We start from the raw sequence: 26,309 nt of genomic DNA, 5'->3' as shown, positions 1-26,309 counted from the left end.
CGCGCCCGTGGCGGCCCCGCGACTGGCAAGGCGGCCGGCAAGACGGGCGGCAAGACGGGCGGGCCGCCCGCCGGCAAGCCGACCGGCCGGGCGGCTCCGCGCGGCGCATCCGGCCAGTCCGCTGGCAAGCCCGGCGGCAAGCCCACTGGCCGGCCCGCCGCCCGTCCCCGCCCCGGCCCCGGCTCCAGCCCTCGCCGTCCGGGACCGAAAGCGCGCTGATGCATCCCGCCGCCGCGTTCCGTCACGATGATCGCGCCCTGCTCGAGGCCGTGGTGGCAGAGGTGGGTTTCGGCATGGTCTTCCTGACCACGCCCGACGGCCCGCGGGTGGCCCACGTGCCCCTGCTGTCAACCGGCGACGGGGCGGTGCAGTTCCACCTCTCGCGCGGCAACGCGCTGGCCCGCTGGATCGACGGGGCCCAGGCGCTGGCCGTGGTCAACGGACCCGATGCCTATGTCTCGCCGGCGTGGTATGCCGATCAGGGCCAGGTGCCGACCTGGAACTATGTGGCGGTCGAGATGGAAGGACGGGTGCGGCGGATGACGGCAGAGGGACTCCATGGCCTGCTCGAGACCGTCTCGGCCCGGCACGAGGAACGGGTCAACCCGGCGGCGCCGTGGACGATGGACAAGGTCCCGCCCGAGCGGATGGCCCGCCTGCTCGACGGGATCATCGGCTTCGAGCTGGAGATCGCGGCCTGGCGCCCGACCTTCAAGCTCTCGCAGAACAAACCCGCGGAGGAGCGCGCGCGGGTCGCCGCAGGGCTCGACCGCACCGGCGCGCCGGCCCTGGCCGAACTGATGCGGAGGCTTGCGCCATGACCGCCGCAGGCACCCCGGCCCGGCCGGGCGAACCCCGCCTGATCGTGTTCGACTGCGACGGCACGCTGGTCGATGGTCAGGGCGCGGTGGTCTCGGCGATGGGCGCGGCCTTCGCCCAGTTCGCCCTGCCCACCCCCGAAGCCGGACTGATCCGTCGCTCGGTCGGCCTGTCGCTGCCCCAGGCGGTGCGCCGCCTGGCTCCCGACAGCGACGACGAGGCGGTCCGCGACATCGTCGATGCCTACAAGTCTGCCTTCCGTGCGGCCCGAGCCGCCGGTGAGCTGTCCGAACCGTTGTTCGCCGGCATGGCCGAGTTGCTCGGGGCGCTGGTCGCCGCCGGCTGCACGCTCGGCGTTGCCACCGGCAAGTCGGACCGCGGGCTCGAGCACTGTCTCGACACCCACGGCATCGCCCACCTGTTCGTGACGCTGCAAACCGCCGACCGGCATCCGTCCAAGCCCCACCCGGCGATGCTCGAGGCGGCACTGGCCGCCGCCGGGGCGCGGCCCGAGCAGGCCGTGATGATCGGCGATACCGCCTATGACATGCTGATGGCGGTCGAAGCCGGGGTCCGTGCGATCGGTGTGGCCTGGGGCTATCACGAGCCCGAGGAACTGATCGAGGCCGGTGCAGAGTATGTTGCCGCCACCATTGACGAGCTGAGGACCTACCTGCTGCGATGAGCGAGACGCCCACCCCCGATGCCCCGCCCGCCCCGGCGCAGGAGCCGGCCGCGAAGGATCCTGCCGCCAAGGATCCGGCAAAGGCCCGCTTCATCGCCATCACCCTGCTGCGGATGAGCGGCGCGCTGTGCGTGCTGCTCGGGGTGATGATCACCGAGCGGCGGATCGACTCGCCATGGTGGCTGGGCGTGATCCTCACCCTGGTCGGCTTCGTCGATGTCTTCCTGATGCCGAAGATCCTCGCCCGCCGCTGGAAGACACCGGGCTGACCGCCCGATCCCCGGCCCACTCCGGGCCTTTTGGGGACAAGCCGGCCGGAGCCGGCGAGCTGCCCCGATCAGACCTTCGGATCAGGATTGCCATGAAGCGCTTCTACCAGGACGTCGCGGTCGTCGAACAGGATGGCGGCTGGCGGGTCACGCTCGACGGACGGCCGCTCAAGTCGGTCGGCGGCCGGTTGCAGGTGGTCCCCAGCCGCGGGCTCGCCGAAGGGCTGGCCAGCGAATGGGCCGGCCAGGGCGAGCAGATCGACCCGGCGCGCTTCGTCTACCGCGACATGACCGACTACGCGATCGACGTGGTCGGCCCGGACCGCGCCCAGGCGATCCGCGAGCTGCTGCCCTACGGCGAGACCGACACGCTGTGCTACCGCGCCGAGCCGGGCGACAGTCTGCGGCGCGAGCAGGACCGTGTGTGGGAACCGCTGCTGGTCGCCGCCGAGGCCCGTCACGGGCTGGCTTTCACCCGGATCGGCGGGGTCATCCACCGGCCGCAGCCGGCCGGGACCATGGCCCGGCTCGAGACGATCCTGGCCGAGGCCGACGATTTCGGGCTGGCCGCGCTGCGCAACCTCGCCGGGCTGGCCGCCTCGCTGGTGATCGGGCTGGCGGCGCTGGAGGACGGGGCCGCGCCCGAGGCGCTGTGGCTGGCGGCCAATCTCGAGGAGGACTGGCAGGCCGAACGCTGGGGCCACGATGCCGAAGCCGCCGCGCGCCGCGAACGCCGCCGCGAGGCCTTCCTCGCCGCCGCCACCTTCGCCCGTCTCGCGCGGGGCTAGGACGCGGGGGAGAAGCCGGCGGGGGGCGCTGGCTCCGCTCCCGGCCCTTCCCCGGAAAGGCAAGGGGGCCATGGCAGCCCCGCGACCGGGGCCTCAGCCCAGCCGCGCCAGCGCGGTGGTCAGGCGTTCGGCCTCGGCGGCGTGCAGCGCATGGTCGGCCCGGGCCTTCTCGACCGCCTCGGGCTTGGCCTTCTCGACGAAGGCCGGATTGCCCAGCCGCCCCTCGAGCGACTTGGCTTCCTTCTGAGCCGCCGCCAGCGCCTTCTCGAGCCGCGCCTTCTCGGCGGCGATGTCGATCACGCCCTCGAGCGGGATCACGATGTTGGCGTCGCCCGCCCCCACCTGCATTGCCGCCCCGGCCGGGGCCGGTGCGAAGTGGATGCCATTGAGCCGCGCCAGCCGGTCGATCGCGCCGGGATTGCGCGCGATGATCCCACGGGTCGCCTCGCTGGCCTCGGGCAGATAGGCGTCGAGCCGGGCGCCCGGGGCGATGCCCAGCTCGTTCTTGGCGGTGCGCAGGTTGCCGATCAGCGCGATCAGCCATTCGACCTCGGCCTTGGCTGCGGGATCGACCGCGGCCTGCGGCGCCGGCCACTGCGCAACGATCAGCTCATGGGGGCGATCCCCCAGCTTCGACCACAGCTCTTCGGTGACGAAGGGCATGAACGGGTGGAGCGTGACCAGGATCTGGTCGAGCACCCAGCCGGCGACGGCCCGGGTCTCGTCATCGAAGCTGCCCTTCACCAGCTCGATGTACCAGTCGCAGAACTGGTCCCAGACGAAGTGGTAGATGGTGTTGGCCGCCGCATCGAAGCGCAGGTCGGCCAGCGCCTGATCGAGCGCGGCCACGGTCTCGACCACTTCGCCGACGATCCAGCGGTTGACCGCACTGGTCGCGGCCGGAGCGGCGACCGACGCGCTGCCGCCGACGCCGTTCGACTGGCAGAAGCGCGCCGCGTTCCACAGCTTGGTGGCGAAGTTGCGGTAACCCTCGACCCGCTTCTCATCCATCTTCACGTCGCGGCCCTGGCTTTCCATGGCCGCCATGAAGAAGCGCAGGGCATCGGCGCCGTACTGGTCGATCAGGCCGAGCGGATCGACCACGTTGCCCTTCGACTTGGACATTTTCTGCCCGTCCGCGGCGCGGACCAGCCCGTGGAGGTAGAGCTTGCGCCACGGCACCTCCTTCATGAAGTGCAGCCCCTGCATGGCCATGCGCGCATCCCAGAAAAACAGGATGTCGAAGCCGGAGATCAGCACGTCGTTGGGATAGTGGCGGGCGAGGAGGCTTTCCTCCCCGTGCCGGGGAGGATTTTCTTCCGGCCAGCCCAGCGTGGCGAAGGGCCAGAGGGCGGAGGAGAACCAGGTGTCGAGCACGTCCTCGTCGCGGGTCAGCGGCTTGTTGCCGGCCAGCGCCTGCGCTTCGGCCTCGGTCTCGGCCACGTAGACCGAGCCATCCTCGGCGTACCACGCCGGAATCCGGTGCCCCCACCACAGCTGGCGGCTGACGCACCAGGGCTGGATGTTCTCCATCCAGTTGAAGAACGTCTTCTCCCAGGTCTTGGGGACGATCTCGATCGCGCCGCTCTTGACCGCGGCGATCGCCGGCTGGGCCAAAGTTTCGGCATCGACGTACCACTGGTCGGTCAGCCAGGGTTCGATCACCACGCCGCCGCGGTCGCCGAAGGGGGTCTGGATCGTGCGCGGTTCGGCGTCGTGGAGAGTTTCGTTGCCCTCCTTGTCCTTGATCACGTGCGGGATCAGGCAGCCGGCCGCCTTCATGTCGGCGACGATGGCGGTGCGCGCGTCGAAGCGGTCCAGCCCCAGGTACTTGTCCGGCACCAGCCCGTCGGCGGTCTGGACCACGCGGGCCTCGGCGTCGAACATGTTGAGCATGTCCGCCGGCTTGATCCCGGCGCGCTTGCCCACCTCGAAGTCGTTGAAATCATGCCCGGGAGTGATCTTGACCGCGCCCGAGCCGAGCGCCGGATCGGCATGCTCGTCGGCGACGATGCGCAGCCGCCGGCCGGTCAGCGGCTGGAGGATCTCCTGGCCGATCACGCTGGCATAGCGTTCGTCCTCGGGGTGCACGGCCACGCACATGTCGGCCAGCATGGTCTCGGGCCGGGTGGTGGCGACCTCGATGTAGTCGAGCCCGTCGTCGCGGGTCACGCCGTCGGCCAGCGGGTACTTGAAGTGCCAGAAGCCGCCCTTGACCTCGCGGGTCTCCACCTCGAGGTCGGAGATCGCGGTCTTCAGCTTGGGGTCCCAGTTCACCAGGCGCTTGTCGCGGTAGATCAGGCCCTGGTTGTAGAGGTCGACGAAAACCTTCACCACGGCCGTGGTGAAATGCGGGTCCATGGTGAACTGCTCGCGCGACCAGTCCATCGAGCAGCCCAGCCGGCGCAGCTGGCGGGTGATGGTGCCGCCGCTCTCGGCCTTCCATTCCCACACCTTGGCGATGAAGTCCTCGCGCGAATAGTTGGTGCGCTTGTCCTGCCGCGCCTCGAGCTGGCGTTCGACCACCATCTGGGTGGCGATGCCGGCGTGGTCGGTGCCAACCACCCACAGCGCATCCTTGCCGCGCAGCCGCTCGTAGCGGATCAATATGTCCTGCAGCGTGTTGTCCAGGGCATGACCGATGTGCAGCGAACCCGTGACGTTGGGCGGCGGGTTGACGATGGTGAACGGCTGCGCCGCAGGGCGCGCCGGCCGGAACAGGCCGTGGCTTTCCCAATGGGCATACCACCGCGCCTCGATGGCAGCGGGGTCGAAGGTCTTGTCGAGCGGAGTGTCCGGGGCAGTCATGGCTGGCGCCATGCCAGCGCGGTCCCGCCGGCGCAAGCCGGCTGCGCTGCGGCCGCGCGATCCGATCGCCACCCTTGTCGTGCCCCGGCTTTTCCCGCATGAACCGGTCCTGATGAGGCAACCAGCCGAATTTTCCGCCCGTGACGATGGGACAATCGCGCTCTCCGGGCCGCTCACCGTGGCGACCGTGGGCCCGCTCGACCAGGCGCTGCGCGGGCTCGACCAGCCGGTCGGGGCGGTCGACCTTGCCGGGGTGACGGCGATCGACACGGTGGGCGCCTGGACCGCCTGGCGGCTGGCACGCGACAGCGGCGCCGAGATCACCGGCGCCAGCGCCGAGGCCCGCCGCCTGATCGATGCGGTAAGCGGCGCGCGGGCCGATCCCGACGTGCGCGCGCCGCGCGCCGAGCTGAGCGAGCGGGTGCCCGGCGCGGTCGGCGACCTGGTGGTGGGCTGGTGGCAGGGCACGCTCGGCGTGGTCGGCTTCCTCGGCCAGCTGATCGTCGCGCTCGGCCATATCCTGCGCCACCCCGGCGCGATGCGCGGCAAGGCGCTGGTCCGCCAGCTCGAGCTGGTCGGGGTCTCGGCGCTGGGGATCATCGGGCTGATGAGCTTCCTGGTCGGCATCGTCATCGCCCAGCAGGGCGCGGTCCAGCTCCAGCAGTTCGGCGCCGAGGTCTACACGGTCAACCTCACCGGCCGGCTCGCCATGCGCGAGCTGGGCGTGCTGATGACCGCGATCATGGTGGCGGGCCGCTCGGGCTCGGCCTTCGCCGCGCAGCTCGGCACGATGAAGCTGACCGAGGAGGTCGACGCGATGCGCACCATCGGCGTCTCGCCGATGATCGTGCTGGTGGTGCCGCGGGTGCTGGCCTCGGTGCTGATGATGCCGCTGCTGGGGTTCTATGCCGCGGTGATCTCGATCATCGGCGGAGCGGCGATCTCGGACGTGGCGCTGGGCATCCCGTTCATGACCTTCCTGCTGCGCATCCAGGAGGTGGTCCCGATCCGCGACCTGTGGGTGGGCATGATCAAGGCCCCGTTCTTCGGCGCGATCATCGCCATGGCCGGATGCTACCAGGGCATGCAGGTCAAGGCCAATGCCGAGGAGGTCGGCGCGCGGACCACCATGGCGGTGGTCCAGGCGATCTTCATGGTGATCGTGCTCGACGCCTTCTTCGCGGTGTTCTTCACCAATATCGGCTGGGGCTGAGGTGATGGACCAGCCCGCCCCCCACCTCCCGGCCGAGACCGGCGACGCGACCGACCCGATCGTGATCGAGGGGCTGGTCAACCGGTTCGGCGACCACGTGATCCACCGCGACCTCTCGCTGCGGGTGCGCAAGGGCGAGATCCTTGGCGTGGTCGGCGGGTCCGGCACGGGCAAGTCGGTGCTGATGCGCTCGATCATCGGGCTGCAGGTGCCCGCAGCCGGTTCGATCACCGTCCTCGGCCGGTCGATCACCGATGCCCGCGACGACGACGACATCGATATCCGCGCGCGCTGGGGCGTGCTGTTCCAGGGCGGCGCGCTATTCTCGACGCTGACCGTGGGCGAGAACGTCGAGGTCCCGCTGCGCGAGTTCTACCCCGAACTGGGGGATGCGCTGCTGCACGAGATCGCCGCCTACAAGGTGATGCTCTCGGGCCTGCCGGAAGAGGCGGTCGGCAAGTATCCGGCCGAGTTGTCGGGCGGGATGAAGAAGCGCGCCGGGCTGGCCCGCGCGCTCGCGCTCGATCCGGAACTGCTGTTCCTCGACGAGCCGACCGCCGGGCTCGACCCGATCGGCGCCGCCGCCTTCGACCGGCTGACCCGCGCGCTGCAGGAGACGCTCGGGCTGACCGTGTTCCTGATCACCCACGATCTGGATACGCTTTACGAGATCTGCGACCGGGTGGCGGTGCTGGCCGATGGCCGGGTGATCGCGGTGGGGACCATCCCCGAACTGCTCGCCACCGACCATCCGTGGATCCAGCAATACTTCAATGGTCCCCGGGGGCGGGCGGCGCGCGACAGCCGCGCGCGGGCCGGCGCCGCGGCCGACATGGTGGACAAGTCCGCCGCAGGGGGAGCATAGCATCGCGTCATGGAAACCAGAGCCAACCATGTCTGGGTCGGGGTGGTCACGCTGGCGCTGCTGACGCTGGTCGCCGCCTTCGTGGTCTGGATCGCCCGTCTCAACGAGGGCAACCAGGACGCCTACGACATCTTTTTCAAGCAATCGGTCGACGGGCTGGCGATGGGCTCGCAGGTGACCTTCGCCGGCGTGCCCGCCGGACAGATCGAGCGAATCGAGCTGTGGCCACGCGATCCCAGCTTCGTGCGGGTGCGGATCCGCGTGGACGAGAAGGTGCCGATCCTCCAGGGCACCACCGCCACGATCCTCGGCAGCTTTACCGGGGTCTCGACCATCCAGCTCGAGGGCGCGGTCAAGGGCGCCCCGCCGATCACCGAGCTCGGGCCCGAGGGCGCGCCGGTGATCCCGACCAAGCGCGGCGGTCTCGGCGCGCTGCTGAACAACGCCCCGCTGTTGCTCGAGCGGCTGGCCACCCTGTCCGAACGGCTCACCCTGCTGCTCTCGGACAAGAACCAGCAGTCGATCGAGAACATCCTCAGCAATACCGACCGGATGTCCGCCAACCTCGCCGACGCCTCGCCGCAGATCGAGCGGACCCTCGCCGAGCTGCAGGTCACGCTCGGCCAGGCCAGCACCACGCTGGCCGCCTTCGAGCAGACCGCGATCCATGCCAATGGCCTGCTCGCCAACGAGGGCCAGCCGCTGGCCCGCCAGCTGCGCGAGACGCTGACCGCGGCCAAGCAGGCGGCCGACGCGCTCAAGATGACGGTCAATGAGGCCCGGCCCGCCGCCCGCGAGCTGTCAACCTCGACCCTGCCCGCCGCCGAGGCCGCGATCCGCGACCTGCGCGAAACCTCGCGGGCGCTGCGCGACATCACCCAGAAGATCGACGATCAGGGCGCCGGCGCCTTGCTCGGCAAGTCCAAGCTGCCGGACTACCAGCCATGAGGACCCCGCCCTTGCCCCTGCGCCGCCTCGTTCCGTCGCTGCTCCTCGCCGCGGGATGCGCCCTGGCGCTGTCCGGCTGCATCCGTCTCGGCAGCGGCAAGCCGCCCGCCACCCTGCTCACGCTGACCTCGGCCAGCGCGGTCGCCGCGGGAGCTGGGGCAAGCGGCAAGGCTGAGGATGCGCTGGTGGTCTTCGACCCCGAGGTCGACCGGACGCTGGCCGTCCAGCGCGTGGCGGTGACGGTCGATCCCGCCAATGTCGCCTATCTCAAGGATGCGCTGTGGGTCGAACGCCCCGCCCGGCTGTTCGGCGCACTGCTCACCGAGACGATCCGCGCCAAGGGCAAGCGCCTGGTTTTCGCGGCCGACGATCGCGCCGCGGCGGGCAGCGACCGGCTGAGCGGGCGGCTGCTCGCGCTTGGCTACGACGCGGCGAGCCAGGCCGTGGTGGTCCGGTTCGACGCGGTGCGTACCCGGCCGGGCGGCGCCATTGCCACCCGGCGCTTCGAGAGCCGCGTCCCGGTCAGCCGGGCCGAGGCCGCCACCGTTGCCCCCGCGCTCAACCGCGCGGCCAATGCCGTCGCCGCCGAGGTGGCTGACTGGATCGGCTGACCGCGCGGGTACGTTAGCCATTCCGGTTGACGAACGCTTGACCCGCGCGGGCTAGAGACCGGCCATGGCCTGGTTTCGCACCGACCCCCTGTTCTGTCGGCGCAGCGCGCGCACCGACCTGCAGTATTGGCTGATGCTGCTGGTGGGCGCGGCATTCGCCTACGGCGGTTTCACGATCGAGCCGGCGAGCAACTGCAACGACAGCGGCGAATGCGCGCCCTGGCTGGTGCCGATCGCCGCGGTGATGGGCCTGGGGTTTGTCGCCATGGCCCTGGGCCCGCTGATCACCAACCCGCAACGGGGTCTGAGCTTCGATCCCGCCACCAGCGAACTGCGCTGGTGGCAGAACCGCACCGACCGCCATCCCGGCGATGCGGCGCAGATCCCGGTGGGCCAGATCGCCTCCATCCGGCTGATCGAAGGCAGCGATTCCGACGAGATCCATGTCTACGACCAGGCCGGCGAACGCCTGCCCTACCTCGACGAGACGGTCATCCCGGGCTCGATCCGCAGCTGGGCCGAAGCGATGGTCGCCCGCTGGCCGCATATCCGATTGACCGCCGAGCGTGAGCGCCCACCGCGCAAAACGGTTTCCTAGCGCGCTCCGATCTGACAAGGCGGGGACGTGCCGCGCTGTCCGCATCCTGCCCTGCCGCCTTCCGACCAGTGCCGCCCGGCTGGGAAGCGATGGCCGTCCTGGACCCTGTCAACCGTGTCAACCACCCCCCGCTCCGGCCCATGCTGACCCTCGCCACCACGGTCCCCGGCGAGCCCGAGATCTTCGCCTCGCTGCAGGGCGAAGGGCCGTCGCTGGGGCGGCCCAGCGTGTTCGTGCGGCTGTCGCGCTGCAACCTGGCCTGCCATTGGTGCGACACCGCCTACACCTGGCGCTTCACCGGCGACAACCGGCCGCACCGCGACGGGCTGGCCTTCGACCGGGGCGACAACCAGCTGGCCCTGGCCGAGGCCGAAGTGGCCGCGCGGATCGCCGCGCTCGGGCCCGACCGGCTGGTGATCACCGGCGGCGAGCCGCTGCTGCAGGGGGCGGCGCTGGCCCGGCTGCTCGATGCACTGGCGGTGCTGCGGCCCGCCGGGCACGTCGAGATCGAGACCAACGGCACCGTCGCCCCGCATCCCGCGCTCGACCCGCTGGTTCACCAGTACAATGTCAGCCCCAAGCTGGCGCACAGCGGCAATCCCGCCGAACTGGCGCTGCCCGCCGAGCGGCTGGCCGCCTGGGCGGCCGAACCGCGGGCGTTCTTCAAGTTCGTGGTGGCCACGCCGGACGATCTGGCCGAGGTGCGCGAACTCGCCCGGCGCCACGCCTTCGTGTCCGACCGGGTGTTCATCATGCCCGAGGGCACGCGCCCCGCCATCCTCACCGAGCGCCTGCGCTGGCTGGCCCCGCTGGTCCTCGCCGAAGGCTGGCGGCTTACTGACAGGTTGCACATTCACCTTTACGGCGACACACGGGGGACATGACCGACGCCACGTCCGACCCGGGGGCCGCCGCCCAGTCAGGCGCCAGCCAGCCCGGAGCCAGCCAGCCCGGAGCCAGCCAGCCGGGTGCCGCCCGTCGCGGCGACCTGACGCAGGGTCCGATCCTGCGCACGCTGCTGCTGTTCTCGATCCCGACACTCCTGTCCAACGTGCTGCAGACGCTGAACGGCTCGGTCAACGCGGTGTGGGTCGGGCGGCTGATCGGCGAAAGCGCGCTGGCCGCCACGGCCAATGCCAACGTCATCACCTTCCTGCTGTTCTCCGCGGTGTTCGGTTTCGGCATGGCCACCACGGTCAAGGTCGGCCAGCACTACGGCGCGCGCAACATCGATGCGGCGCGGCGCACCTTCGGGGCCGGGACCGGCTTCTGCACCCTGCTTTCGCTGGCCGTGGCGATCGCCGGCTGGTTCGCCTCGCCCCAGCTGCTGCGGCTGATGGCGACCCCGGGCGCCAGCATGGCCGAGGCCGACGCCTACCTGCGGGTGATCTTCCTCTCGCTGCCGTTCGGCACGCTCACCATGATGCTGTCGATGGGGCTGCGCGGTGCCGGCGATGCGCGCACCCCGCTCTATGCAATGATCCTGACCGTGGTGATCGACATCGCGTTCAATCCGCTGCTGATCCGCGGGATCGGCCCGATCCCGCCGCTGGGCATCGCCGGATCGGCACTGTCCACCGCGATCGCCAACCTCGCCGGGGTCGTGCTGCTGGTGGTGGTGCTCTACCGCAAGGACCTGCCGCTGCGCCTGCGCGGAGCCGAGCTGGCCTATCTCCGGCCGGTCGCCAGCGAACTTGGCTACATCGTCACCAAGGGCCTGCCGATGGGCGCGCAGATGCTGCTGATCGCGGCGGCGCAGCTGGTCATGGTCGGACTGGTCAACCGCGAGGGGCTCGACACTACCGCCGCCTATGGCGCCTCGATGCAGCTGTGGAACTACCTCCAGATGCCGGCCTTCGCGATCGGCTCGGCGGTCAGCGCGATGGTCGCCCAGTCGATCGGCGCGGACGATCATCGCCGCGCGGCCGCGGTGACCCTCTATGGCGTGGCCGCCAACCTCATCATGACCGGGGTGCTGGCCGTGCTGATCGTCGGCTTCGACCGGCCGCTGCTCGCCCTGTTCCTTGGGCACGACAGCCCGGCCATCCCGATCGCCCGGCACATCCAGCTGATCTGCACCTGGTCGTTCATGCTGTCGGGGGTGATGATGGTGATGACCGGGACCATGCGCGCCTATGGCGCGGTCATGCTGCCGCTGGTGATCCTGTTTATCGCCTTCTACCCGGCGCGGATGGGGTTCTATTTCAGCGTCTATCACCTGATCGGCAGCGAGGCGCTGTGGTGGTCCTATCCGGCCAGCTCGGCCGTGGCGCTGGGGCTGACCGTGCTGGCCTATACCCGCGGCGGCTGGCGCAAGAACCGCACCGGGATCTACCCCGGGGCGGCACCGGCCGCGGCAGGCCGGGGGTGAGCCCGGTCTAGAGCGAAATCCGTACCGACAACACCGGACGGATCACTCCGGACTTTGGTTTCGCCGCGTTTTCCGGGTCACCCGATGGTTCCATCTGGTTGGTAGACGCTCTAGCGGCCCTGGGCGCGCCAGCGCATCACGGTGCGCAGGACCATGTCCTCCTCGCCGCCGGAGTTGCTCCACAGCTCGGTGATCGAGGGATCGGCCGAGGCCGGCCGGCGGACCTCCTCGAGCTCGTCGAACGAGACGCGCACCGGGATCGAGACGCCCTCGCCCGAGATGATGCACTCGCGGTTGCGCAGCGCCGGGATGGAATCCAGGAAGCCCTTGGCGCCTTCCGGCATGGCGGCGCGGACGAAGGCCTGGTCGCGCTCGTTGTTGAGGCGCATCGCGATGATCGTGCCGCACTGCGACAGCACGCCTTCGGCCAGATCGGAGGGGCGCTGCGTGATCAGCCCCAGGCTGACCCCGTACTTGCGGCCTTCCTTGGCGATCCGCGAGAGCACGCGCCCGACCGACGAGCCGTCGGCGTTGCGCTCGCTGGGGACGTAACGGTGCGCCTCCTCGCAGACCAGCAGGACCGGCCGGGTCTCCTCGTCGCGGGCCCAGATCGCGAAGTCGAAGATCAGGCGGCCGAGCACGGCAACCACGGTCGAGGTCACCTCCGAGGGCACGCCCGAGACGTCGACGATCGAAATCGGCTTGCCCATCGCCGGGAGGCGGAAGATCTTGCCGATGAAGTCGGCCATGGTGTCACCCACCAGCACGCCGGAGAACATGAACTGGTAGCGCGGGTCGCCCTTGAGCTCGTCGAGCTTGCTCTTGAGCCGCATGTAGGGGACCGAGCTGGTGCTCTTGTCGAGCTTGCCCGCCTCGTTCTGGAGGATCGCGGCCAGGTCGGAGAGGAGATAGGGGATCGGGCTGTCGACCGTGACCTTGCCGAGGCCCTCGGCGAGGCGGCTCTTCATCCGCGCCTGGAGCAGGCACTTGGCGAGGATGTCGGCATCGACCGCACGGTCGGTGCCGTGCGAGGTCAGCAGCACCTCGCAGTGCTCCTCGAAATTCATCAGCCAGTAGGGCAGCTGCAGGTTGGTGGTGTCGAAGATCACCCCGGTATTGCGGAAGGCCGAGGCATATTCGCCGTGCGGGTCGATCATGACCACGTGGCCCTGCGGCGCCATTTCGCAAATGCGGTGCAGGATCAGCGCAGCGCTGGTCGACTTGCCGGTGCCGGTCGAGCCGAGCAGGGCGAAGTGCTTGCCAAGCAGCGCGTCGATGTAGACGCCGGCGCGGATGTCGCGGGTGGGGAAGACGGTGCCGATCTGGATCGCCGAGCGGCCGTCGCTGGCGTAGATCTGGCGCAGGTCGCTGCTGCTGGCGGGATAGACCAGCGCGCTGGGGATCGGGAAGCGCGTCACGCCGCGGCGGAAGCCGTGGATCCGCCCGGTCAGCTTCTCCTCGTCGCCCTCGCCGAGGAAGTCGATGTTGGCGAGCACGCCGCTGCCGGACTTGGGATCCTGCCGCTGGGTCCGCACGCTAGCGAGCAGCCAGCCGCGCCCGACGCGGATCTTGATCGCGCTGCCGACCTGGCCGGCCAGCGCGATCGAGGGATCCTCGTCCTCGCCGCACTCCTGCAGGCGCTGCAGGTCGAACGCGACCAGCGACGACGAGCCGGCGATATCGAGCACCACCCCGATCGGTTCGGCGGCATTGCCGTGGCGCCCCTCGACCCGGAAGCCTGCGGGCACATCGGCCCCGGTTGCGGGATGGGCCTGATCGAACCCGCTCATGCTCATGTTGGTCATGCGTCCGCCGCTGGTTGCTGTCGTCACGGCCGCAAACCTACGGGCGGGAGGGTTAACGTCAGGCAAAGATGTCCCGCGCAGTCGCCCGGGCGATCATCCGGGGGTCAGCAGGCGACCGGCGATCCAGCCCATCGCCACCGAGACGGCCACGGCGAGCAGGCCGTAGAGGAAAGCCGAGTGTTGGGCGAACTCGGCGACAAGACGCTCGAACCCGCGCTTCTTGACCTCGACCCGGGCGATCGCCGAGGCGACCACCGCGCCGCGGGTCACCGCGAAGGTCTCGGCAGTATAGGTCCCGGTCTGGACGTTGGACGGCAGCTTGATCCGCGCCTGGTAGAGCACCTGCTCGTTCACGGTCACCCCGGTCGGGTCCTCCTGGTAGAGCTTCTGGTTGGTCATCAGCTGGACCAGCCCCGCGGCGAAGCGGATCTGCTCCTCGGTCTGGAAACTGCCGATCGGCGAGAGCTGCAGGAACGGCAGCCCGAGCTCGTAAATGGCCGCGGTGCGCGGATCGACGATCCGGTCAAGCGGGCGCGACGAGGCGACGGCGTAGAACGAGGGGGCCGAGCGGAACCGCGCGCTCGCGGCGTTGACCCAGATCCCGGCATACCTCTGCTTTTCGCGCAGCGTGATCGACTGGGTCGGTCCCTTGAGCACCACGACGATGTCATAGTCGCGCCCGGCCCGGGTCCCCTGCGGATCGAGGATCGCGCCGTAGAGCAGCAGTTCGGTCCCGGTGAAGCCCTGCCGAACCTGCACCTCGTGCTGCGACACCTCGGGGACGAGGATCGGATCGCGGGCGCCGCCGAGCAGGACGAGGCAGACCAGGGCAAGGAGCGCGCGCAGCATCGGCTAGAGCGGGGCCAGGGTGTAGATCGCGTCGGGGCGATAAGTCAGCCCCAGCGCCATGCGCAGCGCGACGACCAGGACGATCCCGGCCAGCACCAGCCGCAGCCGTTCGGGCTGGACGCGCTGGGCGATCCGCGCCCCAAGCTGGGCCCCGGTGACTGAGCCAAGCAGCAAGAGCACGGCCAGGACGATGTCCACCGCCTTGGTGGTCAGGGCGTGCATCATCGTCGTCGCCATGGTGACGAACAGGATCTGGAACAGCGAGGTGCCGACCACCACGCTGGCGCTCATCCCGAGAATGTAGAGCATGGCCGGGACCAGCACGAAGCCACCGCCGATGCCCATCAGCATGGTCAGCACCCCGGTGGTCATGCCGAGCAGCAGCGGGGCGAGCGGCGAGATGTAGAGGCCCGAGCGGTAGAACCGCCAGCGCAGCGGCAGATTGGCGACCAGCGGATGGTGCCGCCGCTTGCGCGCGGCAAGCGGCTGGCCGCGGGTGCGGGCCCGGATTTCGCGAATCGAATCGCGCGCCATGAACCCGCCGATCCCACCGAGCAGCAGCACGTAGAGCACGTTGATCACGGTATCGATCTGGCCCAGCGCGGTGAGGACACGAAAGAGCAGCGCGCCGATCGCCGTGCCGATCACCCCTCCGGCCACCAGCACCCCGCCCATCAGGAAATCCACCCCGCCACGGCGGCTGTGCGCGAAGACGCCGGAGACGCTTGCCCCGGTCACCTGGCTGGCGGCCGAGGCGGCGGCGACAGTCGGTGGCACGCCGTAGAAGATCAGCAGCGGCGTGGTCAGGAACCCCCCGCCCACACCGAACATACCCGACAGCAATCCGGTCAGCCCGCCCAGCGCGATGATGACCAGGCCGTTGACCGCGAGGTTGGCGATGGGAAGGTAGACGTTCATCGTTCGCCGGCAGCCTAGAACGTCTCCCGCCGAGGGGAAAGCGCCAATCCCCGCCCGGCCGGCCCGCCGGCCTGCCGGTCTGCGGCTAGAATGAGGCGGCCAGCACCAGTGCCGGTCCGGAGCCTGGCGCCGCCTGCCCCGCCACGCGCTGCCGCCAGTCGGCCTGGAGGCGGCCCTGCAGCCCCGGACCGAGCCGCAGCGGCAGGGTCAGCGTCGGCCCCAGATCGAGCCGGGTCGCCCCGCGCTGCCCGGCCGCCCAGACCCCCGCGCCAGCGCGCAGCGGCAGCCCGGTGGCGGCGCCCAGGTCAGCGTCGATCAGGCCGTGGACATCGGCATAGGGCGTGGCCTCGCGGCCACCCACCCACCCGGCCTGGGCATAGGCGGAGGCCTGCAGCCCTCGCCCGAGCCGCCGCGTCGGGACCTGCCCGACCAGCCCGACGGCCGGCCGCACCCGCTGGCCACCGACACCGGCATCGACCCGCAGTTCGGCGGTGAGATCGAGCGCCAGCGTGGGCAGCGGACGCCAGCCCAGCCCCATGGCTGCCTCCTGCGCCGGCAGCTCCAGCGCCGCACTGGCGCGCAGATAGGCAAAACCGCGTGCTGCGACCGCCCCTCCCGGCCGCAGCCGCAGGATCGCCCCGGCCTGGCTGGCGCCATAGCGCGGACCCGCCACCGCACCGGCCGCGCTCGCACCGCGTAGCAGCACCCAGCCATCGCCCGCGATCCGCAGTCCGGACCGGGTGCGCCCCGCCGGCGGGTCCAAGTGCGGTAGCCCCGCAGGCGGAGCCGCCGAGGGTGGAGCGCCGTGCGGCTCCACCGCCGTCGCCGCTGGCCCATCAGGGCCCCCGGCGGCGCGCAGCCCTGCCTGCGGTCCGGCCAGCTCGACCCGGACAATGCGGGGTGGACCGGTCGGCGCCGGTTCTGCCGCGTCCGCTTTCGCGTCGCCGCCAGGGATCACCAACCTGCGTGGCTGCCCCGCCGCGAAAGCGACGGCCACCCCTTCGGCCGCAATGTCGCGCAGGGGGAGCCGCCCGCGGGCGAGCGGCGGTGCCTCGACCGGGACGCCCGGCGCCCCCACCAGCTGCGCGCCGATCCGCACCAGCCCCCAGCCGAGCAGGATCGTCGCCAGGGTCCAGACCGGCTGGCCGGTGCGCGCCGCGCCGCGACTCATCGGGGCTGCCCCCGGGCCGCCGGATGATGGCGGTGGCCGGTCTTGTCCCAGCGGACGCGTCGGCCGCGCAGGCTCTGCAGGTAGACCCGCAAGGCACGGTGCGCGGCAGCGATCGCCACGAGGTTGCTGACCGGTGCCCGCAGCACCGCGCGCAATCCCTCGGCCGGGCCATATTCATGCGCCACGAACAGGCCGCGCCAGACCAGCCGCCACGCCAGCCCCGCCCCGCAGGCAAGGACAAACGGCCCGGCCCAGTCCGGCATCAGCGCCGCGCGGGCCGCGGCCGGCGAGACCGCCAGCGCCAGCAGGGCCGTGCAGCCCAGCGCGGCATAGGCCGCCAGCAGGACCGCCGCCGCCATCGGCGCGCGCCGGTCGCGCAGCGCCATCCAGCGATCGACCAGCCCGCCCGACCAGCCGAGGCGATCCCACCCCTGGTAACAGATCCCGAGCGTCCAGCGCGTCTTCTGGCGGACCGCGCGGTCGAACCGGTCGGGGAAACAGGCCCGGGTCGCGACCAGCTGGCCGGCATGGTCGCGCAACCGCAAAAAGCGGCCGCGCCCGCCGGTCCGCGCGATCCGCCAGCCGATTTCGTAATCCTCGGTCAGACAGTCCGGCGCGAAGGGCCCGGCACTGGCGCCGGTTCTGTCCGGTGCCGGCCCCGCCGCCGCGCGGATCCGGGCCAGGCGATCAAGCAGGTCGCGGTTGAAGCCGCAGCCCACGCCCGCCGCCGGCAGCGCGGCCCCCAAGGCCGTGCGGACCACCAGCGCCTTGGTATGGGCCTCGGCAAACTCGTCGAGATAGTGCCCCGCCACCCACAGCGAGCCCTCCAGCGGTTCGGCCCGAACGGGGAGCTGGACGAACTCCGCCTCGGCCAGCGCCGCGTCGAACACGGCGAGTTCGGCGGGGTGGACCATGTCCTCGGCATCATGGAGCACCACGGCCCGGACCCGCTGGCCGCCGGCCGCCTCGTCGGCGACGAGCGCGCGGTAAAGGCCGTTGAGGCAGTCCGCCTTGGTGGTTGGCCCGGCGGGGGCAACCGTCACGACGCGCAGGCGCGGATCGCCATCGCCGGCCTGCTCGGCCGCCAGCCGGGTCGCCGGATCGCTGGCATAGCAGCCGACATAGAGCCGCAACTCCGGGTGCGGCCAGACGGCCAGCGCGTGACGCACCGTGGTGCCGATCACGGCCGCCTCCTGCCAGGCCGGGACCAGCACGGCGAGCGGCCCGCGGAGCGGACGCGCGGCAAAGCCTGCCGGCAACCGGCGGGATTGCGCCCGGCCCCGGGCCACCAGGAGCAGCCAGAGGCAGTCGATCAACAGATCGTCGATCAGGCCCAGCAGCAACCAGAAACCGGCGAAGAGCAGCAGCTCATGATGGAGCAGCGCCAGTCCGGTCGATGCAAGCCCCGCGCCTGTTTCCGCCCCCAACGCCTGACCTCCGCAGCCCGGCGCAACCCTGTAAACGGGCTTATTACAATTGTTCCAGGTTGCAAAGCCGGCGCGGCCCGGCGCAGGGTGACCGGCATGACACCGCGCCGCCATGCCTTCACCCGGCTCGCCACCCGCCTCAATGCCCTGGCCCATGGCGAGGCCGGCGCGGCGCTGCTGCTGATGGCGGCCGCGGGCGCGGCGATCGCCCTCGCCAACTCGCCGGGGCAGGAGGGCTATCACCGGCTGATCCACGGCCCGCTGGCCTGGACCCCGCTGTCCCACCTCGGCTCGCTCGAGCTGTGGATCAACGACGGACTGATGGCCCTGTTCTTCTTCGTCGTAGGGCTGGAGATCAAACGTGAGGTCCTCGACGGCGAACTGGCCAGTCCGTCGCGGCGGCGATTGCCGGTGCTCGCCGCCTTGGCCGGCATGGCTTGCCCCGCGCTGGTCTATCTTGCCTTGGCCCACGGCCTGTCGGGACCAGCCGGAGCAAGCCTGAGCAGCGGTTGGGCGATCCCAGCAGCCACCGACATAGCCTTCGCGGTCGGGGTCCTCGCACTGGTTGGTCGCGGCCTACCACCGTCGCTGCGCCTGTTCCTGCTGACCGTCGCCATCGTCGACGATCTCGGCGCCGTGCTGATCATCGCCCTCGCCTATACCCCCGCGGTCGCGACCGGCTGGCTCGCCCTCGCCGCCGTGTTGTGGCTGGCCATGGCCGGGCTGGGGCGGCGGCGCTTCCCGCACTGGGCGGCCTATGCGGTGCTCGGCCTGGGGCTGTGGTTCGCCGTGCTCCACTCCGGAATCCACGCGACCATCGCCGGGGTGCTGGCCGCCTTCACGATCCCCCTCCAGCCCAGCCAGGAGAACGGTGACAGCCTGCTGCTGCGGCTCGAGCACGGGCTGGCGCCGTGGAACGCCTATGTCATCGTCCCCCTGTTCGGCTTCGCCAATGCCGGGGTCGGGCTGGGCGGAGGGCTTGGCGAGGCGCTTGAACCCCTGCCGCTGGCCGTGGCGGGCGGGCTGTTCCTGGGCAAGCAGATCGGCGTGTTCGGGGCGATCATCCTGGCCGAGCGCACCGGGTTCGCCCCGCGCCCTGCCGGCGCGACCCTGCGCCAGCTGTGGGGCCTTGCCGCGCTGTGCGGGATCGGTTTCACGATGAGCCTGTTCATCGCCAACCTGGCTTTCCCCGGGGCGCCCGAACAGATCGAGGCGGCCAAGCTGGGAATCGTCGCGGGCTCGCTGCTGGCCGCGCTGCTCGGCTATGCGCTGCTGCGGAGCGCCCGCGCCCCGACCTGACTCCGGCCCGGCCGATCCCGCCGCCCGCTTGCTGCAAGCCACCCGCTGTGCGAGGACCGCTCGACCAGCAAGGAGCCCAGCGTGCCCAAGTTTCTGCACAGCATGATCCGCGTCACCGATCCCGACGCGACCATTGCCTTCCTCAACCTGATCGGGCTGGAGGAGGTCCGCCGGTTCGACAGCGAGCAGGGCCGCTTCACCCTGATCTTCATGGCCCCCCGGTGACGAGGGCAGCGCCGAGGTCGAACTGACCTACAACTGGCCGCCGGCCGACGGCAGCCCGGCCGAGGTCTATGGCGGCGGGCGCAATTTCGGCCATCTCGCCTACCGGGTCGAGAACATCTACGAGACCTGCGCAAGGCTCCGGGCGGCGGGCCACACGATCCACCGCCCCCCACGGGACGGGCACATGGCCTTCGTCAAGACCCCCGACGGGATCTCGATCGAGTTGCTGCAGGACGGCCATCTGCCACCGCAGGAGCCCTGGGCCTCGATGCCCAACAGCGGCAGCTGGTAGGCGCCTCAGAAGCCCAGCGCGAGCGTCCCGACCAGCCGCTCGCCGGTCAGGCCGGAGCGGTACGGGCGGTCGCTGCCGACCAGCGCCGCCCCCAGCGTCCAGCGTCCCCCCAGCGTTGCGGTCGCGCCAAGGGCGTAGTCCCAGGCGACACCGCCCGCCGCCAGTGCCGCCGAGGCCAGGGGCAAGGGTCCGGCCTGCCGGCCGAGCCGGCCGGTCAGGGTCAGCGGGGTCCCCGGGACGGCCAGGTCGACCGTGCCGTGCAGGTAAAGGCTGTCGCTGTCCCCCGCGCCCAGCGCCGCCTGAGGCCAGGCATAGCGCGCGCCCAGGCTGAGCCGCGCCGGGCCATAGCTGGTCGCCACCGCGACCATTGGCTCGAACAGCCCGCGCCGTCCGCGGATCGCCGAGGGAAAGGCGGAGTACTGCAGGCCTCCGGTGAACGTCACCCCGGAGAGCAGTTCGCGGCCGTAACTGGCGAAAAGGTCGAGTTGCAGATCGCCCTGGACCGGATCCCCGGCCAGCCGCGAGGCCCACAGGCCGGCCTGCAGCCCGCTGGCATGGTCGAGCTCGACCAGGCCCTGCAGCGCCGGATCGCCGCCCGACCGCGAGACCCCGCGGAAGCGGTAATCACTGACCAGCGCGATCTCGCCGCGCAGCGAGAGCGCCCCGGTCGGCACGTCCTGCGCTCGCCCGGGGCCGACCGTCCCGGTCAGGAGCGCTGCGACCAAGGCGGTGCGGACAAGACGAGACCTCAAGCGCGGCACTCCCCTCCTCAAGACCATGGGTCCGTCCATTGCCGCGGTCATGCCGCGGCGCAAGCCCCCGACGACCCCACCGGGCGATTCCGCCGCTCTGCAGTCGTTTGCCGACGGCGAGGTGGTTGTCGTTCGGGCCCAGGCGGCATATGTCGGCCCCATCGGGAGGCTACGGCTCTGATTAGCTTGCGAAACCTCTTTCGCTTCCGGACCCCGGAACCGCCCGGCGCGGCCACCGTGCCGGCGGGCCAGCGAGTCTATGCGATCGGTGACGTGCACGGCCGGGCCGACCTGTTTGCGGCGCTGGTCGCAGCGATCGAGCAGGATGACGCCAACCGCACGCCCGCCGCCACCACGCTGGTCCTGCTCGGCGACCTGATCGACCGCGGCCCCGACAGCGCCGCCGTGGTGGCCGCCGCACGGGCCCTCGCGGCGCGCCGGAGCGTGCGAATGGTGATGGGCAACCACGAGGAGATGCTCCTGCGCAGCCTGGCCGAGCCCGAGATCCTGCGCGGATTCCTGCGCTATGGCGGGCGCGAGACCCTGCTGAGCTACCCGCTCGACCCGCAGCTGCTCGCCGCCACCGAGGCGGTCGAGCCGATCCAGCAGGCGATGGCCCAGGCCATCCCGGCCGAAGACATCGCCTTTCTCCGGGCCGGCGAGGCGATGGTACGGATCGGCGACTACCTGTTCGTCCACGCCGGCATTCGTCCCGGTGTGCCGCTGGAGGCCCAGTCGCCGCACGATCTGCGCTGGATCCGCGGCACCTTCCTGACCCATGCCGGGGATCACGGCGTGGTGGTGGTCCATGGTCATACCATCACCGACGAGGTCGATTGGCAGCCCAACCGGATCGGGATCGACACCGGTGCATTCCGTTCTGGACGCTTGACCGCGCTGGCGCTGGAGGGCAGGTCGCGATGGCTGATCGAGACCAGCATCGATGCCGGGGGCATCGTGCGGTGCCAGTCGAGGAGTATTGAATGAAGATCGCCATGGTGGGTTCGGGCTATGTCGGCCTGGTTTCTGGGGCCTGCCTGGCCGATTTCGGGCACGATGTCGTGTGCATCGACAAGGACCCCGGCAAGATCGAGCGGCTCCAGGCCGGCGTCATGCCGATCTACGAGCCGGGCCTCGCCGAGCTGGTCGCCGGCAATGTCAAGGCCGGCCGGCTGTCCTTCACCACGTCGCTGGCCGAGGGGATCGACGGCGCCCAGGCGATCTTCATCGCGGTGGGAACGCCCTCGCGGCGCGGCGACGGCCATGCCGACCTGTCGTTCGTCCATGCCGTGGCGCGCGAAGTGGGCGAGCACCTCAAGGCCCCGGCGGTGATCGTCACCAAGTCGACCGTGCCGGTCGGCACCGGCGACGAGGTCGAGCGGATCCTCGCCGACGCGGGCCTGGCCTTCCCGGTCTCGGTCGTCTCCAATCCCGAATTCCTCCGCGAAGGCGCCGCGATCGGTGACTTCAAGCGGCCTGACCGGATCGTCATCGGCGCCGAGGACGATTTCGGCCGTCAGGTGATGCAGGAGGTCTACCGCCCGCTGTTCCTGAACCAGGCCCCGCTGCTGTTCACCAGCCGGCGCAGCTCCGAGCTGATCAAGTACGCGGCCAATGCCTTCCTCGCGACCAAGATCACCTTCATCAACGAGATCGCCGATCTCTGCGAGAAGGTGGGCGGCAACGTCCAGGACGTGGCGCGCGGGATCGGGCTCGACAACCGCATCGGCTCCAAGTTCCTCCACGCCGGCCCCGGCTACGGCGGCTCGTGCTTCCCCAAGGACACGTTGGCGCTGCTCAAGACCGCCGAGGACTATGATGCCCCGCTGCGGATCGTCGAGGCCGTGGCCAAGGTCAACGACAGCCGCAAGCGGGCGATGGGCCGCAAGGTCATCGAGGCGCTGGGCGGGGCCGAGGCCGCACGCGGCAAGACCGTCGCCCTGCTCGGGCTGACCTTCAAGCCGAACACCGACGACATGCGCGATGCCCCGGCGATCGCGATCGCCCAGACGCTGCAGGACGCTGGCGTCAAGGTGACCGCCTATGATCCCGAGGGCATGGAGATGGCCGCACCGCTGATGCCCGGCGTGACCATGGTCGGCAGCGCCGCCGAGGCGGTGACCGGGGCCGATGCGGTAGCGCTCGTCACCGAGTGGGACGCCTTCCGCGCGCTCGATCTCGACCGCGTCAAGGCGCTGGTCAAGACCCCCGTGCTGATCGACCTGCGCAATGTCTACCGCCCCGACGAAGTCCGCGCCAAGGGCTTCGCCTATACCAGCATCGGGCGGCCGTAGGACAGCGGGAACGCGATCCTCCCCGTCAGCGGGGAGGATCCAGGCGGAACCGGTGCACCGGGGAGCCTGTAAGCCGGGTTCTGTCCGACCGACGGTATCCCTGAAGAGAGACCGTATCGGCCGGGGCAGCCATTCCTCTCGGCGACGCATTGCTGCGGCGCTCCAGCGACCAACCCGGGCGATCAGGTCCGAAACAGACCCGCTGTTGCCAGCACGCCGCCCCTATTCGGTCTTGCTCCGGGTGGGGTTTGCCTTGCCGCTTCCGTTGCCGGTCGCGCGGTGCGCTCTTGCCGCACCCTTTCACCCTTGCCGTCCCGGCCGGAGCCGGGGTGTGGCGGTCTGCTCTCTGTGGCACTGTCCCTGACCCCCGTTGCCGGGGGCCGGCGGGCGTTACCCGCCACCCTTGTTTCGTGGAGCCCGGACTTTCCTCGGCCTTCAACCCGCTCATGCTGAGCCTGTCGAAGGACGCGGCTGCCCGGCCCCCCGGTGCATCGCGGCGCCTAGCAGGTTCAGCGGGTATGGCCAAGGTCGCGTTCGAGCAGCAGTTCAAACAGGAGCGCGCCGCATTCGCCGTCGATCACGCCATCGATCAGGCTGGGCCGAAACCGCCGCTGGAACGCGCGGACCGCAGCGGCCTCGTCGGAAATGTCATAGCCGAACCGTTCGAGCGCGAGGGTGAAGGCGCCGGGATTGTCATAGACCAGCCGCATCGATGGCCGGGGGGTCGGCAGACACAGGTTGTGGCGGGCCAGGATCGGCCAGGGAAAGCGCTCGCCCGGATCCTGCTTGCGCGCCGGCGCCACGTCCGAATGACCGACCACATTGCCGCGCGGCACCTGGTGGCGGCGCCGGATGTCACCCAGCAGCGGCAGCAGGGCATCGATCTGCGCCTTGGGGAAATCCCGGTAGCCGAACTCGTGCCCGGGATTGACCAGCTCGATCCCGACGCTGGCCGAGTTCACGTCGGTGATCCCGCGCCAGTAAGACCGGCCAGCGTGCCAGGCCCGCTCCGCCTCGTCGACCAACTGGATGACCGTGCCGTCCTCGTCGATCAGGTAGTGCGCCGAAACCTCGGCGGCCGGATCGCACAGCCGTTCGAGCGCCTCCGCCGCGGTGCGCATCCCGGTATAGTGCAGCACGATCATGGTCACCGGCAACTGCCGGGCATTGCGGTTGGGTGACCGCACATGCCGCTGCACGAGCCAGGACCGCAGATCCATCAGGCCCTCACCGCGTGGGCAGCACGGCGCCCATCACCAGCGCCTCCCCGGTCAGCATCGACTGCAGCGTACCGCCCAGCTCGTCGGTCAGCTGGCGCAGCATCACCGCCGGAGCGGTGCGGCTCGACAGTTCGCCCTCGCCCAGCGTGCCCTCGAGCGCGCGGCCGACCAGCGGATCGAAAGCGATGCGCGGACCGGCGGCGCGGATGACGATCTCGCTCTCGCCCTCGCGCAGCTCGGCACCGAGATCGAGCGTGCCGCCGCGCACCAGCGCCTCGATCCCGATCAGGGCCAGGTTGAGCAGCATCTTGATTGCCGGCTTGGGCAGGGCATTGCCCGAGAGCGCCCAGCGCGCCTCGATCCGGCCGTTGTTGCCGATCAGCGCCTCGATCACGGCCTTCGCCTCGTCGACCGGGACCAGCTCGCCGAACCCGCCGGCGGCGCCGAAGGCCAGGCGGAAGAACTTGAGCTTGTCAGCGCTGGTCTTGGCGCTCTGTTCCAGCAGCTCGACGATGCGCCCGCGCATCGCGGGGTCCTTCTCGTCCGCGAACAGCTCGAGCCCGTTGGTCAGGGCGCCCACCGGGCTCAACATGTCGTGGCACAGCCGCGAGCAGAGCATGGCAGCAAGATCGAGCGAAGTGTTCATCAGTTGGCAGTCTCGGCTGAACAGGTTGACACGGTTGACACGGTTCAGGAGCGAAAACGCCACCCCCTTGCGAGGGGCTTCTGGTGCCCGTCCCTGTCCCGTCGCCTTAGGCTTCCGTCACGGAGTAGGGAAGCGCGGCGAATCCGTCCAGCCCATCCCGCCACAGGGTGATCGCGCCGTTCGCCGCGATCGCCCAGATCCGGCCATCGCCGCTTGCCGCCGCGCGGTCGGTGGCCGAGGGTTCGGCCAGGCCGTTGGGGTGCGAGTGCCAGTAGCCCAGCACCGCCGGGCCGCCGCCGCGCGTCGCGCGGTGCGCGGCGATCAGCGCGGCCGGGTCGATCTCGAAGCGGCTTCGCGGGGCAGGATCGACATTGGCCACGACGGTGGCGGTGTGGATCGTTCCGGCCGTGCCGAGCAGCAGCCCGCAGGCTTCTTCAGGCGCAATCGCGGCGGCCGCGGAAAGGATCGTCGCCTGTGCGCTGCGGGACAGACGGACCCCGCTCACGCGTTGCCGACCACCCAGCAGGCCAAGGCCATCAGCAAGCCGGCGAAACGGTTGGCGCGAAACCGGGCCAGAGCGTTGTCGCCCGCGTCGGGACGCAAGGTGGCGACCTGCCACAGCAGGTGCAGCGCGACCGGCCCGAGCGCGACCAGCACCAGCCCGTCGGGACGCAGTTGCCAGAAGGCCAGGCCCCAACAGAACAGAGCCGCACCATAGAAAGCCGTCACCCCGCCGGTCACCCGCGTCCCCAGCGCCCGCGCGCTCGAGCGGATCCCGACCAGGGCATCGTCCTCGCGGTCCTGCAGGGCATAGATCGTGTCGTAGCCGATCACCCAGGCCATCGCGCCGGCATAGAGCAGGCCAAGCGGCACGACCTGATCGCCGCGCACCTCGACCCAGCCGACAAGCGCCCCCCACGAGAATACCAGCCCCAGCCACGCCTGCGGCCACCAGGTGATGCGCTTCATGAAGGGATAGGCCGCCACCGGCAGGATCGCCCCGAGCGCCACCAACTGGGCCTGCCAGCGCAATTGCAACAGGACCACCAGCCCCACCGCGCAGAGCAGCAGCAGCCAGGCCCAGGCCGCCTTCGTGCTGACCCGCCCGCTCGCCACCGGCCGCGCCGCGGTGCGCGCGACCTGCCGGTCAAGATCGGCATCGACCAGATCGTTGTAGACGCAGCCCGCGCCGCGCATCGTGATCGATCCCAGCAGCAACCAGGCGATCAGATCCCACCGCGCCGCGCCACCGGCCAGCAGCACGCCCCAGGCGCAGGGCCAGAACAGCAGCCACCAGCCGATCGGCCGATCGAACCGGGCCAGCAGGGCAAAGTCGCGCAGCGGCTGCGGCAACCGGGCGACCAGGCCGCGGTGCTGGCTGTCGGGGACGATCTCGGCGGTCATGGGGTTGCGCATAGCGGGAGGACGGCGGCGGG

At 70.7% G+C, this 26,309-nt stretch carries 25 protein-coding genes, 1 other RNA gene and 1 pseudogene; 15 read left to right on the top strand and 12 right to left on the bottom strand.

The features are described 5' to 3' along the window. Window positions 1-218: 218 nt before the first annotated feature. The 4 genes from H7F53_RS14955 to H7F53_RS14940 all read left to right on the top strand — a co-directional run bounded on the left by H7F53_RS14955 (window position 219) and on the right by H7F53_RS14940 (window position 2,561). Window positions 219-821, top strand: coding sequence for an FMN-binding negative transcriptional regulator (locus H7F53_RS14955; RefSeq protein ID WP_185680304.1), 603 nt, complete (start codon window positions 219-221; stop codon window positions 819-821). Beyond that, window positions 818-1,504 carry an HAD-IA family hydrolase gene (locus H7F53_RS14950; protein ID WP_185680303.1) on the top strand — a complete coding sequence of 229 codons (687 nt, stop codon included), beginning with the start codon at window positions 818-820 and terminating at the stop codon, window positions 1,502-1,504. Before H7F53_RS14955 ends, H7F53_RS14950 begins: the two co-directional genes overlap by 4 nt. Beyond that, a complete protein-coding gene (locus H7F53_RS14945) occupies window positions 1,501-1,773 on the top strand; it encodes a hypothetical protein (RefSeq protein ID WP_185680302.1) in 273 nt (90 codons plus the stop codon). Before H7F53_RS14950 ends, H7F53_RS14945 begins: the two co-directional genes overlap by 4 nt. 92 nt (window positions 1,774-1,865) lie before the next feature. Further along, entirely contained in the window at window positions 1,866-2,561 is a 696-nt protein-coding gene (locus H7F53_RS14940) for an ATP12 family chaperone protein (RefSeq protein ID WP_185680301.1), read from the top strand. Window positions 2,562-2,654: 93 nt separating this feature from the next. Here the strand turns inward: H7F53_RS14940 and H7F53_RS14935 are convergent, their stop codons facing one another. After that, window positions 2,655-5,369, bottom strand: coding sequence for a valine--tRNA ligase (locus H7F53_RS14935; RefSeq protein WP_246438929.1), 2,715 nt, complete (start codon window positions 5,367-5,369; stop codon window positions 2,655-2,657). Between the two features lie 112 nt (window positions 5,370-5,481). Between H7F53_RS14935 and H7F53_RS14930 the strand changes: the two genes are divergently transcribed. From H7F53_RS14930 to H7F53_RS14900, 7 genes are all read left to right on the top strand, one after another. Then, window positions 5,482-6,582 (top strand): ABC transporter permease, encoded by a 1,101-nt coding sequence (locus H7F53_RS14930; RefSeq protein WP_185680299.1) that lies wholly within the window; start codon window positions 5,482-5,484, stop codon window positions 6,580-6,582. A gap of 4 nt (window positions 6,583-6,586) precedes the next feature. Then, window positions 6,587-7,447 carry an ABC transporter ATP-binding protein gene (locus H7F53_RS14925; protein WP_185680298.1) on the top strand — a complete coding sequence of 287 codons (861 nt, stop codon included), beginning with the start codon at window positions 6,587-6,589 and terminating at the stop codon, window positions 7,445-7,447. Between the two features lie 9 nt (window positions 7,448-7,456). Further along, window positions 7,457-8,395, top strand: coding sequence for an MlaD family protein (locus tag H7F53_RS14920; RefSeq protein ID WP_185680297.1), 939 nt, complete (start codon window positions 7,457-7,459; stop codon window positions 8,393-8,395). Then, window positions 8,392-9,006 carry an ABC-type transport auxiliary lipoprotein family protein gene (locus tag H7F53_RS14915; RefSeq protein ID WP_185680296.1) on the top strand — a complete coding sequence of 205 codons (615 nt, stop codon included), beginning with the start codon at window positions 8,392-8,394 and terminating at the stop codon, window positions 9,004-9,006. Before H7F53_RS14920 ends, H7F53_RS14915 begins: the two co-directional genes overlap by 4 nt. 64 nt (window positions 9,007-9,070) lie before the next feature. Further along, window positions 9,071-9,604: a hypothetical protein gene (locus H7F53_RS14910; RefSeq protein ID WP_185680295.1), complete on the top strand. Its 534-nt coding sequence runs from the start codon at window positions 9,071-9,073 to the stop codon at window positions 9,602-9,604. A 140-nt stretch (window positions 9,605-9,744) separates the two neighbouring features. Beyond that, window positions 9,745-10,488: a 7-carboxy-7-deazaguanine synthase QueE gene (locus H7F53_RS14905; protein WP_185680294.1), complete on the top strand. Its 744-nt coding sequence runs from the start codon at window positions 9,745-9,747 to the stop codon at window positions 10,486-10,488. After that, window positions 10,485-11,975, top strand: a complete 1,491-nt coding sequence (locus H7F53_RS14900; RefSeq protein ID WP_185680293.1) for an MATE family efflux transporter — start codon at window positions 10,485-10,487, stop codon at window positions 11,973-11,975. The genes H7F53_RS14905 and H7F53_RS14900 overlap by 4 nt, the downstream gene beginning before the upstream one ends. A 110-nt stretch (window positions 11,976-12,085) precedes the next feature. Here H7F53_RS14900 and H7F53_RS14895 read toward each other — a convergent pair whose 3' ends face one another. From H7F53_RS14895 to H7F53_RS14875, 5 genes are all read right to left on the bottom strand, one after another. Continuing rightward, the gene (locus H7F53_RS14895; protein WP_185680292.1) at window positions 12,086-13,780 is read right to left on the bottom strand and encodes an ATP-binding protein; all 1,695 of its coding nucleotides are present in this window, start codon (window positions 13,778-13,780) and stop codon (window positions 12,086-12,088) included. Between the two features lie 93 nt (window positions 13,781-13,873). Further along, the gene (locus tag H7F53_RS14890) at window positions 13,874-14,629 is read right to left on the bottom strand and encodes a TIGR02186 family protein (protein WP_185680291.1); all 756 of its coding nucleotides are present in this window, start codon (window positions 14,627-14,629) and stop codon (window positions 13,874-13,876) included. A 3-nt stretch (window positions 14,630-14,632) separates the two neighbouring features. Then, window positions 14,633-15,547: a sulfite exporter TauE/SafE family protein gene (locus tag H7F53_RS14885; RefSeq protein WP_185680290.1), complete on the bottom strand. Its 915-nt coding sequence runs from the start codon at window positions 15,545-15,547 to the stop codon at window positions 14,633-14,635. Window positions 15,548-15,632: 85 nt separating this feature from the next. Next, on the bottom strand, window positions 15,633-16,718 hold the full coding sequence (locus tag H7F53_RS14880; protein ID WP_185680289.1) for a hypothetical protein: 1,086 nt from the start codon (window positions 16,716-16,718) through the stop codon (window positions 15,633-15,635). Further along, entirely contained in the window at window positions 16,715-18,145 is a 1,431-nt protein-coding gene (locus H7F53_RS14875; protein ID WP_246438928.1) for a glycosyl transferase family protein, read from the bottom strand. Before H7F53_RS14875 ends, H7F53_RS14880 begins: the two co-directional genes overlap by 4 nt. A 96-nt stretch (window positions 18,146-18,241) precedes the next feature. On the opposite strand from H7F53_RS14875, the gene nhaA reads away from it, so the two are divergent. Together nhaA and H7F53_RS14865 are read left to right on the top strand one after the other, a co-directional pair. Continuing rightward, entirely contained in the window at window positions 18,242-19,444 is a 1,203-nt protein-coding gene (gene nhaA, locus H7F53_RS14870) for a Na+/H+ antiporter NhaA (RefSeq protein WP_185680287.1), read from the top strand. An 81-nt stretch (window positions 19,445-19,525) separates the two neighbouring features. Next, window positions 19,526-19,961: pseudogene (locus H7F53_RS14865) on the top strand (VOC family protein). 5 nt (window positions 19,962-19,966) lie between these two features. On the opposite strand, the gene H7F53_RS14860 reads toward H7F53_RS14865, so the two are convergent. After that, the gene (locus tag H7F53_RS14860; RefSeq protein ID WP_221773760.1) at window positions 19,967-20,686 is read right to left on the bottom strand and encodes a TorF family putative porin; all 720 of its coding nucleotides are present in this window, start codon (window positions 20,684-20,686) and stop codon (window positions 19,967-19,969) included. Between the two features lie 213 nt (window positions 20,687-20,899). On the opposite strand from H7F53_RS14860, the gene H7F53_RS14855 reads away from it, so the two are divergent. Then, a complete protein-coding gene (locus H7F53_RS14855) occupies window positions 20,900-21,700 on the top strand; it encodes a metallophosphoesterase (RefSeq protein WP_221773759.1) in 801 nt (266 codons plus the stop codon). Then, on the top strand, window positions 21,697-23,007 hold the full coding sequence (locus tag H7F53_RS14850) for a UDP-glucose dehydrogenase family protein (protein ID WP_185680285.1): 1,311 nt from the start codon (window positions 21,697-21,699) through the stop codon (window positions 23,005-23,007). The genes H7F53_RS14855 and H7F53_RS14850 overlap by 4 nt, the downstream gene beginning before the upstream one ends. Window positions 23,008-23,060: 53 nt before the next feature. On the opposite strand, the gene rnpB is transcribed toward H7F53_RS14850, so the two are convergent. The 5 genes from rnpB to ubiA form a co-directional block, all read right to left on the bottom strand. After that, an RNA gene (rnpB, locus tag H7F53_RS14845) (RNase P RNA component class A) lies at window positions 23,061-23,494 on the bottom strand. Window positions 23,495-23,516: 22 nt separating this feature from the next. Next, a complete protein-coding gene (locus H7F53_RS14840) occupies window positions 23,517-24,221 on the bottom strand; it encodes an N-acetylmuramoyl-L-alanine amidase (protein ID WP_185680309.1) in 705 nt (234 codons plus the stop codon). Window positions 24,222-24,234: 13 nt separating this feature from the next. Further along, window positions 24,235-24,873: a histidine phosphotransferase family protein gene (locus H7F53_RS14835; protein WP_379542809.1), complete on the bottom strand. Its 639-nt coding sequence runs from the start codon at window positions 24,871-24,873 to the stop codon at window positions 24,235-24,237. A 106-nt stretch (window positions 24,874-24,979) separates the two neighbouring features. Continuing rightward, complete coding sequence (locus H7F53_RS14830) at window positions 24,980-25,378, bottom strand: M67 family metallopeptidase (protein ID WP_343062095.1); 399 nt, start codon at window positions 25,376-25,378, stop codon at window positions 24,980-24,982. Then, the gene (ubiA, locus tag H7F53_RS14825) at window positions 25,375-26,289 is read right to left on the bottom strand and encodes a 4-hydroxybenzoate octaprenyltransferase (protein ID WP_246438927.1); all 915 of its coding nucleotides are present in this window, start codon (window positions 26,287-26,289) and stop codon (window positions 25,375-25,377) included. The genes H7F53_RS14830 and ubiA overlap by 4 nt, the downstream gene beginning before the upstream one ends. Between the last annotated feature and the right edge of the window lie 20 nt (window positions 26,290-26,309).

It is taken from the genome of Novosphingobium piscinae, from assembly GCF_014230355.1.
GTDB lineage: Bacteria > Pseudomonadota > Alphaproteobacteria > Sphingomonadales > Sphingomonadaceae > Novosphingobium > Novosphingobium piscinae.
This window is presented reverse-complemented; position numbering and strand designations above follow the sequence as displayed.

What these genes read in the sequence shown, in the direction of transcription:
- H7F53_RS14955 (WP_185680304.1), top strand. Translation starts at nt 219, where the DNA reads ATGCATCCCGCCGCCGCGTTCCGTCACGATGATCGCGCCCTGCTCGAG.
- H7F53_RS14950 (WP_185680303.1), top strand. Translation starts at nt 818, where the DNA reads ATGACCGCCGCAGGCACCCCGGCCCGGCCGGGCGAACCCCGCCTGATC.
- H7F53_RS14945 (WP_185680302.1), top strand. Translation starts at nt 1,501, where the DNA reads ATGAGCGAGACGCCCACCCCCGATGCCCCGCCCGCCCCGGCGCAGGAG.
- H7F53_RS14940 (WP_185680301.1), top strand. Translation starts at nt 1,866, where the DNA reads ATGAAGCGCTTCTACCAGGACGTCGCGGTCGTCGAACAGGATGGCGGC.
- H7F53_RS14935 (WP_246438929.1), bottom strand. Translation starts at nt 5,369, where the DNA reads ATGACTGCCCCGGACACTCCGCTCGACAAGACCTTCGACCCCGCTGCC.
- H7F53_RS14930 (WP_185680299.1), top strand. Translation starts at nt 5,482, where the DNA reads ATGAGGCAACCAGCCGAATTTTCCGCCCGTGACGATGGGACAATCGCG.
- H7F53_RS14925 (WP_185680298.1), top strand. Translation starts at nt 6,587, where the DNA reads ATGGACCAGCCCGCCCCCCACCTCCCGGCCGAGACCGGCGACGCGACC.
- H7F53_RS14920 (WP_185680297.1), top strand. Translation starts at nt 7,457, where the DNA reads ATGGAAACCAGAGCCAACCATGTCTGGGTCGGGGTGGTCACGCTGGCG.
- H7F53_RS14915 (WP_185680296.1), top strand. Translation starts at nt 8,392, where the DNA reads ATGAGGACCCCGCCCTTGCCCCTGCGCCGCCTCGTTCCGTCGCTGCTC.
- H7F53_RS14910 (WP_185680295.1), top strand. Translation starts at nt 9,071, where the DNA reads ATGGCCTGGTTTCGCACCGACCCCCTGTTCTGTCGGCGCAGCGCGCGC.
- H7F53_RS14905 (WP_185680294.1), top strand. Translation starts at nt 9,745, where the DNA reads ATGCTGACCCTCGCCACCACGGTCCCCGGCGAGCCCGAGATCTTCGCC.
- H7F53_RS14900 (WP_185680293.1), top strand. Translation starts at nt 10,485, where the DNA reads ATGACCGACGCCACGTCCGACCCGGGGGCCGCCGCCCAGTCAGGCGCC.
- H7F53_RS14895 (WP_185680292.1), bottom strand. Translation starts at nt 13,780, where the DNA reads ATGACCAACATGAGCATGAGCGGGTTCGATCAGGCCCATCCCGCAACC.
- H7F53_RS14890 (WP_185680291.1), bottom strand. Translation starts at nt 14,629, where the DNA reads ATGCTGCGCGCGCTCCTTGCCCTGGTCTGCCTCGTCCTGCTCGGCGGC.
- H7F53_RS14885 (WP_185680290.1), bottom strand. Translation starts at nt 15,547, where the DNA reads ATGAACGTCTACCTTCCCATCGCCAACCTCGCGGTCAACGGCCTGGTC.
- H7F53_RS14880 (WP_185680289.1), bottom strand. Translation starts at nt 16,718, where the DNA reads ATGAGTCGCGGCGCGGCGCGCACCGGCCAGCCGGTCTGGACCCTGGCG.
- nhaA (WP_185680287.1), top strand. Translation starts at nt 18,242, where the DNA reads ATGACACCGCGCCGCCATGCCTTCACCCGGCTCGCCACCCGCCTCAAT.
- H7F53_RS14850 (WP_185680285.1), top strand. Translation starts at nt 21,697, where the DNA reads ATGAAGATCGCCATGGTGGGTTCGGGCTATGTCGGCCTGGTTTCTGGG.
- H7F53_RS14835 (WP_379542809.1), bottom strand. Translation starts at nt 24,873, where the DNA reads ATGAACACTTCGCTCGATCTTGCTGCCATGCTCTGCTCGCGGCTGTGC.
- ubiA (WP_246438927.1), bottom strand. Translation starts at nt 26,289, where the DNA reads ATGCGCAACCCCATGACCGCCGAGATCGTCCCCGACAGCCAGCACCGC.